This window comes from Rhizobium sp. RAF56 (assembly GCF_052113965.1).
Taxonomy (GTDB): Bacteria; Pseudomonadota; Alphaproteobacteria; order Rhizobiales; family Rhizobiaceae; genus Rhizobium.
The window spans coordinates 14,706-29,282 of the sequence record NZ_JBFRDU010000050.1; the positions used below are offsets into that span (position 1 = coordinate 14,706).

Below are 14,577 nucleotides of genomic sequence, written 5' to 3' on the forward strand. Positions count from 1 at the left end.
CCGCCTGGAAAGGCGCGTTGTGCCGAGGGAAGCCTACTCCTCCTTGAAAGCGCGGTGGATCTGGTCCAGCAGCGGTTTCGCGAAGTAGGCGATCGCTGGTTGCGACCCAGTCTGGATAAAGGATTCGACTGGCATGCCCGGCACCGCGTGCCGGCCGAGGCGCTGCCACTCGCCGGCAGCGACTTTGGCGCGAACCAGATAGTAGCCGTTGCCGGTGTGCTGATCGACGGTCAGATCCGCAGCGATCTGCTCGATTTCGCCGTTGACATCAGGCGTTCCCGGCTGGGCAAAGGCCGAAAAGCGCAAGACGACCTTTTGGCCGACGACAACCTGGTCGATATCGCGCGGGTAAAGCTTCATCTCGGCCGTCAGCGTGTCGGCGACGGGCACGATTTGCATCACTGTTTCACCGGGCGCAACGACGGCGCCGGCCGCGTGAACCGTCAGCTGGTGAACGATGCCGGCCTGCGGCGCGCGAATGTCGATGCGCCTGAGTTCGTCCTGCGCTGCGATCAGCCTTTCGGCAAATTCGCGCGCTTCGCTCTGCGCCTGCCGCAGCTGATCGGAGACCTCGCTTCGCCTCTCGTCGTCGACCTGGATGATCTGCAACTCGATTTCGCTGATCTTGCCTTTCGTTTCCGCGATGCTCGCGAGCAAGGCACCCAGTTCGCCCGAGAGACTGGCACCCTCGCGCTCCAGCGCATAGACCCGGCTCACCGACACGATGCCTTGGTCAAGCAGCTTGTATTGGCCTGCCACTTCCTTGTCGATGAACTCGATCTCGCGGCGCCTGCTGGCGACCTGCGCGGCCAATCCTTCGCTCTGCTGATTGAGCTGCTCGATCTGCTGACGCAACTGCAGCTTTCTTCCGGTGCGCGACGCATTTCGTTCCTCGAAAAGCCGCTGCTCGCCGGCCACCATGGCTGCGACTTCGAGATCCCCTGTCTCCGCCAGCAGATCCGGGGGGAAATCAATCATGCTTTTGTCATCCTGTTCTGCCCGCAGACGAGCCATTTGCGCTGCAAGCTCGTGCAGGCGTTTGGCGACGATGCCGAGATTTGCCTTGATCTGCATATCGTCGAGGCGGATCAGTAGATCGCCGGCCTTGACGGAGTCCCCGTTGCGCACGGCGATCACGTCGACGATGCCGCCCTTCAGGTGCTGGACCGGCTTAACGTAGCTGTCGACCACGAGCGTGCCGCCGGCAATGACGGCGCCGCTGATCCGGGTCGTCGTGGCGAGAACGACGATGCCGCCGCCAACGACCAAGACGATGGCGAGGGCAATCCTGGAAAGCCGCCTTACCGCCGCCTCGGCCGGCGAGAAATCGGGCCGGCTCACTTCCCCGTCTCCCCATCCGTGACGAGACGCACCGACGGCGTCTCCGCTGCGTCCATGCGCAATACTTGGCGCAGCACGTCGTCCTTCGGTCCGAAGGCCTGGACGAGGCCATTGCGCATCAGCAAGACCTTGTCGACCGCCGCCAGGGCACTCGGGCGATGCGCGACGACGACGGCGATGCCGCCGCGGGCGCGAATGCCGAGCAGGGCCTGCGTCAAGGCCGCATCGCCCTCGGCGTCCAGGTTGGAATTCGGCTCGTCAAGAATGACAAGGAAAGGCTCGCCGTAAAGCGCCCGGGCAAGCGCCACGCGTTGCCGCTGCCCGGCCGAAAGGCGCGAGCCCCCTTCGCCGATTTGCGCGTCGAACCCGTCCTGCAGTTCCACGATCATATTGAAGACCCCGGCAGCTTTTGCCGCGGCGATGACCGCCTCCGACGGAGCGGCCTTGTCGAAGCGCGCGATGTTCTCGGCGATCGTGCCGTCGAACAGGGCGATGTCCTGCGGCAGATAGCCGATATGCTTTCCAAGTTCCTCGGGTTGCCATTGGGCGAGCGTCGCGTGATCGAAGCGGATGCACCCGGCCATGGTCGGCCAGACGCCGGCAATGGCCCGAACGAGCGACGATTTTCCCGACGCGCTCGGTCCGATGATGCCGAGCACCGTTCCCGCCGACATATGCAATGCCGCATTGCGAACGACGATCTCGCGCGTCCCAGGCGCCACGATCGACACGTTCTCCACGCTCAAGGAGGAACGTGGGGCCGGCAGCCGGACGCTCCAGCCCTCGGCGGGAAGCATGTCCATGAGATGCTTCAGGCGCGCCCAGCTTTGCCTGGCGGCCACGAAACCCTTCCATTGACCGATGGCAAGCTCCACCGGCGCAAGCGCCCGGCTGACCAGGATGGAGCTTGCGATCATAATGCCGCCGCTTGCCTCTTCCTTGATGACAAGGATCGCGCCCACACCGATCATCGTCGATTGCAGCATCATGCGCAGAATTCTCGAGGCCGTGGATAAGCCACCGACGATGTCGCTCGTTCGCATTTGGCTGCGAAGAAAGCTTCTGTTGACATCGGCCCAACGGTCGGCGACGCGGTTGACGAAACCCATGGCGAGCACGACTTCCCAATTGCGTCTCGTCGCCTCCGCGAAAGCCGTGCGCGAGGATGCAAAACGGGTGGTCTGCTGGGCCGGCCGGCGGGTCAGGAATTCCGCCAGGATCGCCAATGAGATCAGGACCAGGGAACCGCAAAGGGCCGTGACGCCGATCCAGAAATGAAAAAGAAAGCAGAGGGCGAGGTAAAACGGCATCCACGGAAGGTCGAAAAGCGCTGTCGGACCGACGCCGCTTAGAAAAGACCGGACCTGATCCATGTCGCGAACTGATTGCAGCCCGTCGCCGGGTATTTGCGTCCGTGCCGGCAGATACATCAGCGAGCCGATGACATTCCGGCTCAGCCTTTCATCAACGGATATCCCGACGCGCACCAGCAGCATGGAGCGCAGAAGCTCCAGAACACCCTGGAAGACATAGAGGCTGGCCGCAATGAGGGCCAGACCGGTAAGCGTCGGCAAGCTGCGGCCCGGCACCACCCTGTCGTAGACCTGCAGCATGAAGAACGAACCGGTCAACGCAAGAATATTGATGAAGCCGCTCGTCAGCCCGATCGCAAGGAACGCCCTTCTCATGGAGGAGAGAACCGCTGCAAAGAATACCTGCGGATGATGATCGGGTTCAAGCAGCAAGAACAGCGTCCTTACATGGTGAAGATCTCTCTATGCGTCAGGGGTTGTCGCGATCGAAGCGGCTCTTCGTCATCCTATGCAGGCTCGCCGCCGAGTCAAACAATCGATCGTCTCTGCAGGCAGATGGGCCGGCTCGAGCGACCTTCAAGCCGGATGCGTTGTATAGGCCGCCGTTGGGTGACGGCCCGTAACCTCTACTCGCAGGCTATGCCGTCGCCATCGCGGTCCAGCTTTGGTGCATAACCAGGCTCGCCCTTCCGTATCGGCGCGGCACCGGCCGCACGGGCGGCGCTGCAATTGCGGTAGTAGACGCTTCCTGTCGCTGTCGATCCGTTACCGGCCCGTGTTGGCGCGGTATAGACCCGCGCCGGTGCCTGCGTCGTCGAGGCGGCGCCAAGCATTGCTTGCATGTCGAGGTAGCCGCTTAGTTCGCCACGGACACAGTTGCTTTGCAGCAAATAGTCGTCTGGATACCTTCCGATGCATTTCGCCTTGATCTGGCCCTTCACGCCCGCCGGGATATTGCTGTAATCCTCCGCGATGGCCGGTGTGGCAACGGCGAGGCCGCCGATGGCGGCGGCGATGATTAGCGTCCCAATGACCTTCATTTCCATTCAAATCCTCGATTGGTTTTTTTCGCTGGCGCGTCTACACAGAGCGGCTCCTCATGACGCAACGACGCGCGAGAACGCACAGCTAATGAGGGATTGAGGAGCACTTGCCTTGACCGCCTCACTCTCGCGACCACATCGTTGCTCCGCAGCGGTCACGCAAGACGCCTGGCTGCCAAACGCAAAACCTTGGCATCCAAGAGCAATAAGTTGGGGAACTACGGTCCCAATGAAAACCACTCGGCGATGGTTGATCCTAAACGTCGTCCTCGGGGCTCGGGTACTTGCTCACGTAGGCAGAGGCCAGCGCCGAGCCCTGCCGCGTCAGTTCGTCAAGGCGTGCCGGCTTTTCGTTTTCGGACATTGTTTCGTCGGAACGGATGGCCTCGGCGAGCAGGAGGATGCTCATCGCAAAGCGGTGCATGCGGCGGCGTTTCATCGCCATGAATTCTTCGGTCATTTCGCCGATCTTTCTTCCTTGGTTGCAGCTGGATGCCGCTTGGCGCGGTTGCCATTTTTCCAAGCGCCATGGCCATATCCGCGCATGGATATCAAGCGGGCTGACAGCCAGCCGCAAATCTTTGGCAGCGAAAAGCAACGATCGGTCACATTTGGCGACAACCGTCTGTCGGCGGTGCGGAATCAGATCTTCGGGTGTTCGGCGGCCCAGGCGCGGCGAATGATCTGGGTTTCACCAATGCCGACGGGACCGCTCCAGCGCTGTGAGGCTTTCAGCCATCTGCGCACAATCAGAGTGCCAAGCTGGGTCCAGTGCATCACCATGACGTACTGCGTCTCGTGGTTGCCGAGCTTGACGATCAGGCCGTGGCCGGGTTGAAGGTCGTGGAAGGGGATGTCAAGGCTCATTCAGGTTCTCCGTCAGGCAGTCTCATCAGACCCGCCATGCCCGGGGATCAGCAAGACGGCTGGCAGCCAACGGCAAATCTTTGGCAGCGGAGAGCAACAATCGGAGGGGTCTCAGCCCTGATCGTGTCGGGACGAGTGCTATATCGCGGGATTTTCGGAAGCCGATTGCCTGACCGGTCTGGCGTCAGCGAAACTCTTGGGCGTGACGAAGTTCGGAAGGCGTTTTGCCTGTCCACCGACGGCAAGCGTGGGTGAACGAGCTGTTTTGGCGGAAACCAAGCAGCCACGCTATCTGCGACGCTTGCAGGTCCTGCCGAAGGTAGTTGATGGCGAGTTCGCGCCTTAGATCATCCAGTAGCCCACCGAAACTGATCCCCTCGGAAGCCAGGCGACGGGCAAATGTCCGCTCACTGACACCGATATGGCGGGCAACGTTGCTGGCACTGGCTTCGCCATGTGGCAAAAGCTGCGCAATGTTATTTTCGACGAGCGTGCGGAAGGGACTGACATTCGACGCCCGGCTGGCAATAGCCTCTTCACAAAGCTTGACCATCAACTCGTTGAGGTAGGGATCGCCATCGACAACCGGCCGATCAAGCCACGTCATGTCGAAACTGAGTGCGTCCGCCTGGGAATCGAACTGTACGTCGCAGTCGAACAGCGATCGGATTTGTGCGGCATTTCCCGAGCGATGATGAACGAAGCTCACGGCAACCGGGACAATCCGATGTCCAATCAGTTTGCGGCATATTCGCAAAAGCACCAAGGCGACGAACTCAGCTTGATGCCGGTCCGTATGTCGGGAAAACCCTGAATAGGATATTCCAAGGTGCAGTGTCGCGCCTTGTTGGTCGACCCGAAGCTCCAATGCATCGCTGACCACCCGACCGTATCGCACGATCCGGCGAAGAGCGTCGCCGAACAGATGCGACGACGCCGCCACGTAGTAGATCATGCCGATCTCGCGCAGATCCAGCTGCTTCGCCAAAGTAAGGCCGAGCCACTCGTCGTTTAGCGCGCGTGACGCTTCGCTAAGGAAGTTTATCTGTGATGCGATACTGATGTGCTTTCGCTCGTGGAGCGCAGCCTGGGTCAAATTGGTTCGTTTGAGGAGCGGCAGCGGATCGATGTTTTCCTGTTTGATCCGGGATAACGCCATCCGAGACGCCAGCCCCATGGCCGTCGGGGCGGCAGTGAGCCTTTGAAAGGTGGTTCGGAGTGCTTGGGGCATCCTCTCCGCTCTACGTGACTTGTTGATCTTCCGAAACGAATTCAGCGGCGGCGCGGACACGTTTCCGTTTCTCTTCGAAACACGTAAACGTTCTGTCGGTCTGTTTTTACGCAATTCCGGACGGAAAACCGCGTCACACTTTTCCTGGAGTTGCACTAGGGGCGGTCACGTGATCTCGTGACAGCGGCGTGACGTCAATCTGCCGCCCGACCCCATTCTTAAGTTAATGGCAGTCGCGCCCAGTCGAAGCGTCTACATGATCTGTCGTTACGGGCAAAGGTCCAGCGGTTCGTCGCTGGCCTTTTTTTCGCGAGCGGTCCTGCCTCTGCCTGCGTGCTCCTTCCGCCGATGATGTGTGTATTGGTGGAGAAGCACCCGCCCCAACGCGCTTGGCCCTGTCGTCTAACGGAGCCTTTCGTAAATCGCTTCACCTGAGATCGCGTCGGTAACGCCGATATCGCCTCCAAGTTCTTGCAGCGCATGGCGAAAGCTATCCAGGTTGCCGGCCATCAATGGCCGCGCGGCCGCGATGTGTTCAAAACTTTCCCACTCGCCGATGGCGCAATATGCCTGCGGTCCCGTCTTGATCAGCGCCATTTTTCTAAGTCCATCAAACTCCCGGGGCTGTTTTCGATACTGCTCCTCGAACTCTTCTTCAAACCCGGCTTTGGCTTGGAATCTGACGACGTTAAATGCAGTCATCGCGCGCCTCCTTTTGAGCGCCGCTAATTCAGCAGCGGCCACAACCCTGCGCCGAAAAGGTAGCACCGGACGTTGTCGGACACACGTCATCTATTTGGGCGATCGACGTCAGACTTGCGAGTCGATCGGCAGGAGTTTCACGAGGTCGGCGACGAACCGCCGGCGGAAGCCCGTTTCGGGCTCGTCCCGGTAGCTGACCGTTTCGCCGTTCCGTACCGTCTCCCAGACGATCCTGCCATTCGGACCAAGGATGACGCGGTAACTGTTGGCAGGCGCGACACCCGTCGCCATGTAGGCCGTCAACCTTTCGGCAAGCTCGGGGCTCTCGATATAAAGGCCGGCTTCCGTGTTGATCACGGCAGATCGGGGATCAAGATTGAAGCTGCCGATGAACACGGCCCTGCCGTCGAATACCATGGCCTTGGTGTGCAAGGCCGCTCGCGCCCGCCCGGAACGGATCGACCAGCCTGGCCGGAAGGCGTCGGTATCCGGGCGCAACTCGTAGAGCTCCAGGCCGTTCTCGAGCAGGCGCCTGCGGGTCTTGGCATAGCACGAATGCGCGGCGAGCTGGTTGTTCGAGGCGAGCGAGTTCGTCAGCACACGCACCCGGACACTGCGCTCGTGCAGCGCCTTCACGGTCGCCTGGGCACCGGCGGGCAGGACGAAATAGGGCGCTTCGGCGAGCAGCTCCTCCTTCAGTTCGGCGACCCGCTCGCGAATGAATGTGACAACGTCGTCGGCCGCATCGCCACGGGCAACAGCTTCCGGGTCGTCGGCGATGATCCGGCCTGGCGCCCACACGAGACCGTCGCGCAGTTCGGCGCCCTGGATCGCCAGCTCGCCGAGATCCTGGTCGATCGGGTAGGGGTAGTCGGCGGCCGCGATCTCCTTGCGTAATTGCGTCAGGATGGAATCGAGATCGGCGGCGCCATAGACGCGCGCGGCGATGGTTGCGATCGGCACGGTCGAGGCGCTATTCCAGTATCGGTCGAACACTGCCGAGAGAGCGTCCACAACAGGCCCGACTGCCAGCACATCCAGATCGCGAAAATTGGCGATGGTGTTCACGCCATAGTAGTCGTCGCCGATATTGCGGCCGCCAACGATCGCCGCCGAGTTGTCGGCCACCATAAGCTTGTTGTGCATGCGGCGGTTGACACGGCGGAAGTCGACAACGAAGTCCAGCCTGGACCACCTCCGGTTCCTGGTCGGATTGAACAGACGGATCTCGACATTGGGGTGGGCGTCGAGGGAAGCTTTGATCTGATCGCTGGCCTTGTAGTAGGGATCGTCGACGAGGAGCCGCACCTTGACCCCGCGATCGGCCGCCCTCATCACCCGGTCGACGATGATCCGGCCGGTCGTATCGCCATCCCAGACATAGTACTGCATATCGAGAGAGCGCTCGGCCATGTCGGCCAGCGCCAAACGAGTGATGAATGCCTCGCGCGCCTGGCTCAGGAGGCTGAAGCCCGAGAGACCAGGATGCGCGGCGGCCGCAGGCCCGAAGAACTGGCCCAACCGCGTCAATGCGGTATGCTCGACCCCCGTCATGAGCTTCATCTCTGGTTAGCGGCGGCGCCTAGTTCTCTTTGAGAGATCCTCGCCTTCATCGTCGCGTCGTCGGCCTAGGAGGGAACAGTCCGTCTGATGTAACTCACGTCGTCCTCTTGGACGACCGTGGACTTCTCGACCCCGAGATCGAGTGGTCATTGGACCTCTGCGAAAACCGGCACGCCCAAGGGGCGCGCAGGGAAAATGCGCCAATAGACAGCGAGCGTCACCTGATTTGCCCCGTCTAGACTAGTTTGTCAGGATAACACGGCTCAAATGCAATGTCGTTACAGTTCAATGCGGGCGGTGCGAGGGGAGGGTGCTGTCTAGCGGATGGTGGAGACACGGGGCTGGCGGTCTCCGGTGCGGCGAAGGCGAGGGATCATATGGCGAAATCAATGGCGCTGGCGGAGAGAGCGTCGCGCGGCCGCATTCCTACTGCCAAGCCATCTCTTTTCTCGCTCTACCGCTTCACTCTTACCTACGCGCGCTTTCCTCTACCCTTAGCGCTGACGCCTACCTCTATGGGCGTACGTCGTCCCTGTTTCGTGTTGGGTTCGTTCCCTCTCTGTCTGAGGTCATGAGTTGGGTCTCGTGTCTATACTCATTCCGGTCATGTCGTTGGCCCATGGGGGTTAGACGTCAGCCAGCGGCAGTGAGCTTGAGGGGTCTTGCTGAGGGTCTCTGTCCGAGCGTGCCGTTGCGCGTCGGCAAGATCGCGGCTCTTTCCGTTTATGAAAAGTTCAGCCGCGCGCATACCGTCGTATGTAAAGATTTTGGGCAAGAAATCGCGTTGTGAGGTTCTGACGCTGGCTGCTGTCGTGCCCTGTATAGCCGATTAATGCTCGACCTTGCCTAGCGCCTGTGCCACCCGGAAGTTGGTCTGCTGGTTCTCCTGCTCGGCGAACATCTGGTCGAGGGCGACGTTGGCAATCGCCGCCATGGCCTCCGTGCGCTTCCAGCCCGCTGCCACGGCGAGATCGACTAACTGATGCACCTGAAGCTCGATTGCCAGCTGGCAATCGCTTTCACGGTCGTCATAAGGCTGGTCCAACATCGGCGACAGGATCATTGCGGTCTCCCCTGGGTGAAGACGTAAAAACTGGAGCGGGAACCTCCAGAGTCAATGCCGTGTCTGGGTGGCGCCCCAACCAATCAGCCATAAACATGTTGACGGCCAGGTGTCCGATTGCCAACAGCGCCTCCTGCCTATCCCAGCCTGCGGCGACGGCTTGCTTGATCGCTTGCTGGATAGTGGTTTCGAGAGCCAACTCGCAGTCGAGGTGACGGTTAGGATAGGACGCACTGAGCATCGGCTTGAGCATATTGCGTCTCTCCTTAGGAAAGGTGCATTACGTGCGCTGTAAGGCCGGGAGTCAATAACGCTTCCTGGTGATCCATTCACTGGAATCGCCGATTGCCTTACCCTGACGGATTACCCGGCCACTGCGTCCGAGCCGCGGGACGGCGCGTTCGTTGAATTTGCGGTCATGATCATTCGCGATCGGCGTTTACTCAGCACCGTTCGGCTCGAGTGTTTCACTGCAATTTTCGGCTTGAAGTTATGGCCTGAGATCGCTCACCGAGACGCAGACCAAGACAGGACAGGACTTGGTGTCGGCTGCGGGGAAATATGCTCTCTGCGACGTGCCGGCTCCATTGCATTGGACGGAATTGGCAACGACCCTGTTGTAGATAGGCATCCCTGACCTTCCCGAATACCGCAGCAAGACCGATCGCTTTTGATTGACCACCGAGTGGATGGATTGGCATGAAAGTCCAGTCGACGTTATGCTTTCAATGGCAAAGGACGGGGATGCCAGTGCCAGCAATACCAGTGTCGCGATCGTGGTTTTCATACCGAAGCCTCCTGCCTTGCTCGTCTGAACAAATTCGATTGTAAATGTACGACAGGTTCGGAGTGCAAACGACCCGGTTCTTGCTTTCGAAGCGAAATGGCCTTGGCCAATCCGCCATACGGCGAACGCCCGGACCGGCACGGCATCTGCGAAAACGATACAAGAAAAGATGCCTGCCGGGTTGCTCTTCGATAGCGCTCAGGGGCAGGATATTTTTGATTTTTACTTTAGCAGAAACTGATTTATCGCGGAATATTCAAATAAAAAGTGTTCGCAATTTTGTAAATGGGCTAGGAAATTCATYGTGCTTTCCGGTCATTTTCTAGTGGCCGTTTCATTTTTATTTAATTAAGCACTCGATAACGTGAATTATATTTTTAGCACTCCTATCAATCGAGTGCCAGAAGTGTTATTTCAGAGTAGCAGCCGCCCTATGCGCGGGCCGCAGAAAGACATCAATGAAATTCCGTCCACTCCACGACCGCGTCGTCATCCGGCGCGCGGAAAGTGACACCAAATCCAAAGGTGGGATCATCATTCCCGATACAGCCAAGGAAAAGCCTCAGGAGGGCCAGGTGGTTGCCGTCGGTCCCGGCGCCCGCGACGAGAGCGGTACGCTCGTCCCGCTCGACGTCAAGGCTGGCGATACGATCCTCTTCGGCAAATGGTCCGGAAACGAGGTCAAGATCGACGGCGAGGACCTTCTGATCATGAAGGAGGCCGACATCATGGGCATCGTCGAAAAGATCGACGTGTCGGCCAAGAAGGTCGCCTGACCGAGCGAGCCCCGAACACTCAATTCCCCAAGCCCGAACTGGACGAAATATCATGGCTGCCAAAGAAATCAGATTTTCCACCGACGCGCGCGACCGCCTGCTTCGTGGCGTTGAGCTGCTCAACAATGCCGTCAAGGTGACGCTCGGGCCGAAGGGCCGAAACGTCGTCATCGACAAGGCCTACGGTGCGCCGCGCATCACCAAGGACGGCGTATCGGTCGCCAAGGAAATCGAACTGGAAGACAAGTTTGAAAACATGGGCGCGCAGATGGTGCGCGAGGTGGCTTCCAAGACCAACGATCTTGCCGGTGACGGCACCACCACCGCAACCGTTCTTGCCGCCTCCATTCTTCGCGAAGGTGTGAAGCTCGTGGCGGCCGGTATGAACCCGATGGATCTCAAGCGCGGCATCGATCTCGGTGTTGCCGCCGTCGTCAAGGAAATCCAGGCGCGCGCCGAGAAGGTGAAATCGTCCGAAGAGATCGCGCAGGTCGGCACGATTGCGGCCAACGGAGACACCAGCGTCGGCGAGATGATCGCCAAGGCGATGGACAAGGTTGGCAACGACGGCGTCATCACGATCGAAGAGGCGAAGACTGCCGACACCGAACTTGATGTGGTCGAGGGAATGCAGTTCGATCGCGGCTATCTCTCGCCCTATTTCGTCACCAATCCCGAGAAGATGCGCGTTGAACTGGAAGATCCCTTTATTCTTATCCACGAGAAGAGGCTCGGAAATCTGCAGGCGATGCTGCCGATCCTCGAGGCCGTGGTGCAGAACGGCAAGCCGCTGCTGATCATCTCCGAGGACGTCGAAGGCGAAGCTCTCGCTACCCTCGTCGTCAACAAACTGCGCGGCGGCCTCAAGGTCGCAGCCGTCAAGGCTCCGGGTTTCGGTGATCGCCGCAAGGCCATGATGGAGGACATCGCCGTCCTCACCGCGGGCCAGGTGATCTCAGAGGATCTCGGCATCAAGCTCGAAAACGTCACGATCGACATGCTCGGACGTGCAAAGCGCGTGCTGATCGAGAAGGACACCACCACGATTATCGACGGCTCCGGCGAGAAAGCTGCGATCCAGGCACGCGTCCAGCAGATCAGAGCGCAGATCGAGGAGAGCACGTCGGACTACGACAAGGAAAAGCTTCAGGAGCGCCTGGCCAAGCTTGCCGGCGGCGTCGCGGTTATCAGGGTCGGCGGCGCGACCGAGATTGAAGTCAAGGAGAAGAAGGACCGCATCGACGATGCACTCAACGCCACCCGTGCGGCAGTCGAGGAAGGCATCGTACCCGGCGGCGGCGTCGCATTGTTGCGCGCCAAATCAGTGCTCGCCGGCCTCACGGGTGAAGTCCCTGACATAACGGCAGGTATCTCGATCGTGTCCAGGGCGCTCGAAGCCCCGATCCGGCAGATCGCCGAGAATGCCGGCGTGGAAGGCTCGATCGTCGTCGGAAAGCTAGCTGACAGCAAGGAATACAACCAAGGCTTCGACGCGCAGACGGAGACCTATGTCGACATGATCACAGCCGGCATCGTCGATCCCGCCAAAGTGGTGCGGACGGCTTTGCAGGATGCCGGCTCTATTGCCGCACTCCTGATCACCGCCGAAGCGATGATCGCCGATATTCCTGCAAGGGAGCCCGCCATGGCGGGCGGAAACGGTGGCATGGGCGGTATGGGATACTGACAAGAATGACTGAACCGCTCGGTCGTTGTGGCCGAGCGGGGCAACCCAAACAACAATGGGAAGAATTCCAATGTCTACGCAAAGCAGCAGTAAAACATCGATCTCACAGCGTTTCGACAGTTACCAGCCCTCCAAGACCACGCTCGCGTGGGCCTGCGTAATCACCGTGTTCGCCACGATGCTCGTCGGCTTCAACTGGGGCGGCTGGGTGACGGGCGGCACGTCGAAAACGGCGGCTTCGGCGGCCGGCGAAACCGCACGCGGCGAGCTCGCATCCGCCATATGCGTCGAACGGTTCAAGGCGGCGCCGGATGCGACCGCGAAACTTGTCACGTTCAAGGCTCTGCCCGACAGCTACAAGAAGCGCCAATTTGTCGAGGCGGGCGGTTGGGCGACCATGCCTGGGCAGACCATGCCCGATAGCCGCGGCGCCGAGGACTGCGCTGCAGCTCTCGCGACGTAAGACCAACCCCTCGTTCAAGGATGCGCCTCTGCGTGTGGGGCGCCTCCTCGATAGGCACAGGAGAAAGATGACCAATGATCCGTTTCGAAAAAACGACCAAGACCCAGCCGTCGCCGAAGGAAGCTGAGGCGGCCCCACCTCCTGCAAATCCGACGGACAATCGCGGAACAGAAGGATCGCCGTCAGCGCCAAAAAAATAGCAGCGACGGATACTGTTAGTCATGTCCCAACGAGGCAGCGTCCGGTTATCTAACCGCTTCTTTGCTCCGCAAGAAGGCGGCTAACTGCGGATTAACCTGAGATGCCGAATGACGTCGGCAGGCTGGCTATTCCGCAGGCTTATAATCCAATATGCTGCAGGATACGCGCTCAGCGGAGTTGGGGAGAGGCGTATGAAGAGTCATATGTTGGCAGGCGCAATCGTCTTGATAGCGAGTACGTCTGCTCTTGCAGAGCAAAACTGCGGCGATCTAACTGACCAGACGGAGATGAACGTCTGCTCGGGGAAGTCCTACGAAAAAGTCGATGGCGAACTCAACAAGCTCTATAAGCAGATCGAAGCCCGGCTGAAGGATGACGCGGACACCACAAAGCTTCTCGTCACGGCGCAACGAGCCTGGGTGGCATATCGGGACGCGGAGTGCGGCTTCTCCAGTTCGATGGTCGCGCAGGGAACTGTCTATCCTTTCATCCACAGTTCATGCCTCGAAGGTCTCACGCAAAATCGTATCAAGGACCTGAAGGGATACTTGTCCTGCGAGGAAGGCGACATGAGCTGCCCGGTTCCGGCGGCAGGCCAATGAAACCTCGACTAGTCAGACTGATTGACGTTGCCCTTGAGGTCGTTGAGGGCGAGAAGGCACTTACGTTCCGCCGTCCCCACGCGCCCTCCTGGCGAAACTTTTATTGACGTACTTCCACGTCCATTTGGACGATCAAGAATCAGATTTTGGCTGCTTGGCGGCCATTGTTGCCTTCGCCCACCAGACGAGTTCATCCAGCGCGTTTTTGGTGGAAGGCAGCAGATTTGCCTCGATCTCCTCGATAGGCTTGTTGCCACCCATGGGGTGGACCGCCATCAAATCTCCGCCGCCGATATGCACGGCGGTACGCGTAGACACCATCTGGAGTTCGACCGCTATCCCGCGCAGGTGTTCGACAGCCCGCGACGCCCCCGTGCCGCCGTAACCGATCGCGGTGAAGGGCTTCCGGTTCCACTCCTTGTACGCCTGATCGAGAGCATTCTTCAAAACGCCGGTGATCGAACGGTTGTATTCCGCCACCACGAAAATGTAGCCGTCGAAGCGGCCGATGGTCTCCTGCCAGCGTATGGCCTCGGGATTTCGACTTGGCATCCACAGGTTCGACGCCATCTCGTCGAAGAACGGCAGCGGATGGTCGCGCAGATCGATCAGCTCAACCTCGATGTCGTCACGCGCCTGCGCCTGCTTCAACATCCATTGTGCCGGTTTGTCGGCAAAGCGGGTGGGGCGGGTGGAGCCGACAATCAAAGCAATTTTCGGTTTCGAAGTCACGGTAACCTCATGTATGTTGGTTTCAGGACGAAACCATCATATGAGGATCGGGTGTCTGATCAAGAAAGCACTTTGAGGAAACCAGGTAACCACGAGGATACTAAGGCATGCGAACCTATCAGCCGCATGCTGGCTCGCATCAGCGACAAGTGGACGCTTCTGGTGGTGCGGGTTTTGGGTGATGGCCCTCTTCGGTTCAACGCGCT

The 14,577-nt window shown here is 59.6% G+C and carries 14 protein-coding genes; 4 read left to right on the top strand and 10 right to left on the bottom strand.

Features of this window, described 5'->3' with window-relative positions; genetic code table 11:
• Positions 1-33 precede the first annotated feature (33 nt).
• From AB4048_RS25955 to AB4048_RS25995, 9 genes are all read right to left on the bottom strand, one after another.
• Positions 34-1,341 carry an HlyD family type I secretion periplasmic adaptor subunit gene (locus tag AB4048_RS25955; RefSeq protein WP_442204868.1) on the bottom strand — a complete coding sequence of 436 codons (1,308 nt, stop codon included), beginning with the start codon at positions 1,339-1,341 and terminating at the stop codon, positions 34-36.
• The gene (locus tag AB4048_RS25960; protein ID WP_442204869.1) at positions 1,338-3,086 is read right to left on the bottom strand and encodes a type I secretion system permease/ATPase; all 1,749 of its coding nucleotides are present in this window, start codon (positions 3,084-3,086) and stop codon (positions 1,338-1,340) included. Before AB4048_RS25960 ends, AB4048_RS25955 begins: the two co-directional genes overlap by 4 nt.
• A gap of 194 nt (positions 3,087-3,280) precedes the next feature.
• The gene (locus AB4048_RS25965; protein ID WP_442204870.1) at positions 3,281-3,694 is read right to left on the bottom strand and encodes an excalibur calcium-binding domain-containing protein; all 414 of its coding nucleotides are present in this window, start codon (positions 3,692-3,694) and stop codon (positions 3,281-3,283) included.
• 259 nt (positions 3,695-3,953) lie between these two features.
• On the bottom strand, positions 3,954-4,157 hold the full coding sequence (locus AB4048_RS25970; RefSeq protein WP_442204871.1) for a hypothetical protein: 204 nt from the start codon (positions 4,155-4,157) through the stop codon (positions 3,954-3,956).
• A gap of 182 nt (positions 4,158-4,339) precedes the next feature.
• A complete protein-coding gene (locus tag AB4048_RS25975) occupies positions 4,340-4,564 on the bottom strand; it encodes a hypothetical protein (RefSeq protein WP_442204872.1) in 225 nt (74 codons plus the stop codon).
• 184 nt (positions 4,565-4,748) lie between these two features.
• Positions 4,749-5,795, bottom strand: a complete 1,047-nt coding sequence (locus tag AB4048_RS25980; protein ID WP_442204873.1) for an AraC family transcriptional regulator — start codon at positions 5,793-5,795, stop codon at positions 4,749-4,751.
• Between the two features lie 402 nt (positions 5,796-6,197).
• Positions 6,198-6,497: a DUF718 domain-containing protein gene (locus AB4048_RS25985; RefSeq protein ID WP_442204874.1), complete on the bottom strand. Its 300-nt coding sequence runs from the start codon at positions 6,495-6,497 to the stop codon at positions 6,198-6,200.
• A 108-nt stretch (positions 6,498-6,605) separates the two neighbouring features.
• The gene (locus AB4048_RS25990) at positions 6,606-8,051 is read right to left on the bottom strand and encodes a phospholipase D family protein (RefSeq protein ID WP_442204875.1); all 1,446 of its coding nucleotides are present in this window, start codon (positions 8,049-8,051) and stop codon (positions 6,606-6,608) included.
• Positions 8,052-8,889: 838 nt separating this feature from the next.
• The gene (locus AB4048_RS25995; RefSeq protein ID WP_442204876.1) at positions 8,890-9,123 is read right to left on the bottom strand and encodes a hypothetical protein; all 234 of its coding nucleotides are present in this window, start codon (positions 9,121-9,123) and stop codon (positions 8,890-8,892) included.
• A 1,245-nt stretch (positions 9,124-10,368) separates the two neighbouring features.
• Between AB4048_RS25995 and AB4048_RS26000 the strand changes: the two genes are divergently transcribed.
• The 4 genes from AB4048_RS26000 to AB4048_RS26015 all read left to right on the top strand — a co-directional run bounded on the left by AB4048_RS26000 (position 10,369) and on the right by AB4048_RS26015 (position 13,639).
• On the top strand, positions 10,369-10,686 hold the full coding sequence (locus AB4048_RS26000) for a co-chaperone GroES (RefSeq protein ID WP_442204877.1): 318 nt from the start codon (positions 10,369-10,371) through the stop codon (positions 10,684-10,686).
• A gap of 52 nt (positions 10,687-10,738) precedes the next feature.
• A complete protein-coding gene (gene groL, locus AB4048_RS26005; RefSeq protein WP_442204878.1) occupies positions 10,739-12,373 on the top strand; it encodes a chaperonin GroEL in 1,635 nt (544 codons plus the stop codon).
• Between the two features lie 70 nt (positions 12,374-12,443).
• Entirely contained in the window at positions 12,444-12,836 is a 393-nt protein-coding gene (locus AB4048_RS26010; protein WP_442204879.1) for a hypothetical protein, read from the top strand.
• 392 nt (positions 12,837-13,228) lie between these two features.
• The gene (locus AB4048_RS26015) at positions 13,229-13,639 is read left to right on the top strand and encodes a lysozyme inhibitor LprI family protein (RefSeq protein ID WP_442204880.1); all 411 of its coding nucleotides are present in this window, start codon (positions 13,229-13,231) and stop codon (positions 13,637-13,639) included.
• 132 nt (positions 13,640-13,771) lie between these two features.
• Here AB4048_RS26015 and AB4048_RS26020 read toward each other — a convergent pair whose 3' ends face one another.
• Complete coding sequence (locus tag AB4048_RS26020; protein WP_442204881.1) at positions 13,772-14,371, bottom strand: NADPH-dependent FMN reductase; 600 nt, start codon at positions 14,369-14,371, stop codon at positions 13,772-13,774.
• Positions 14,372-14,577: the final 206 nt, after the last annotated feature.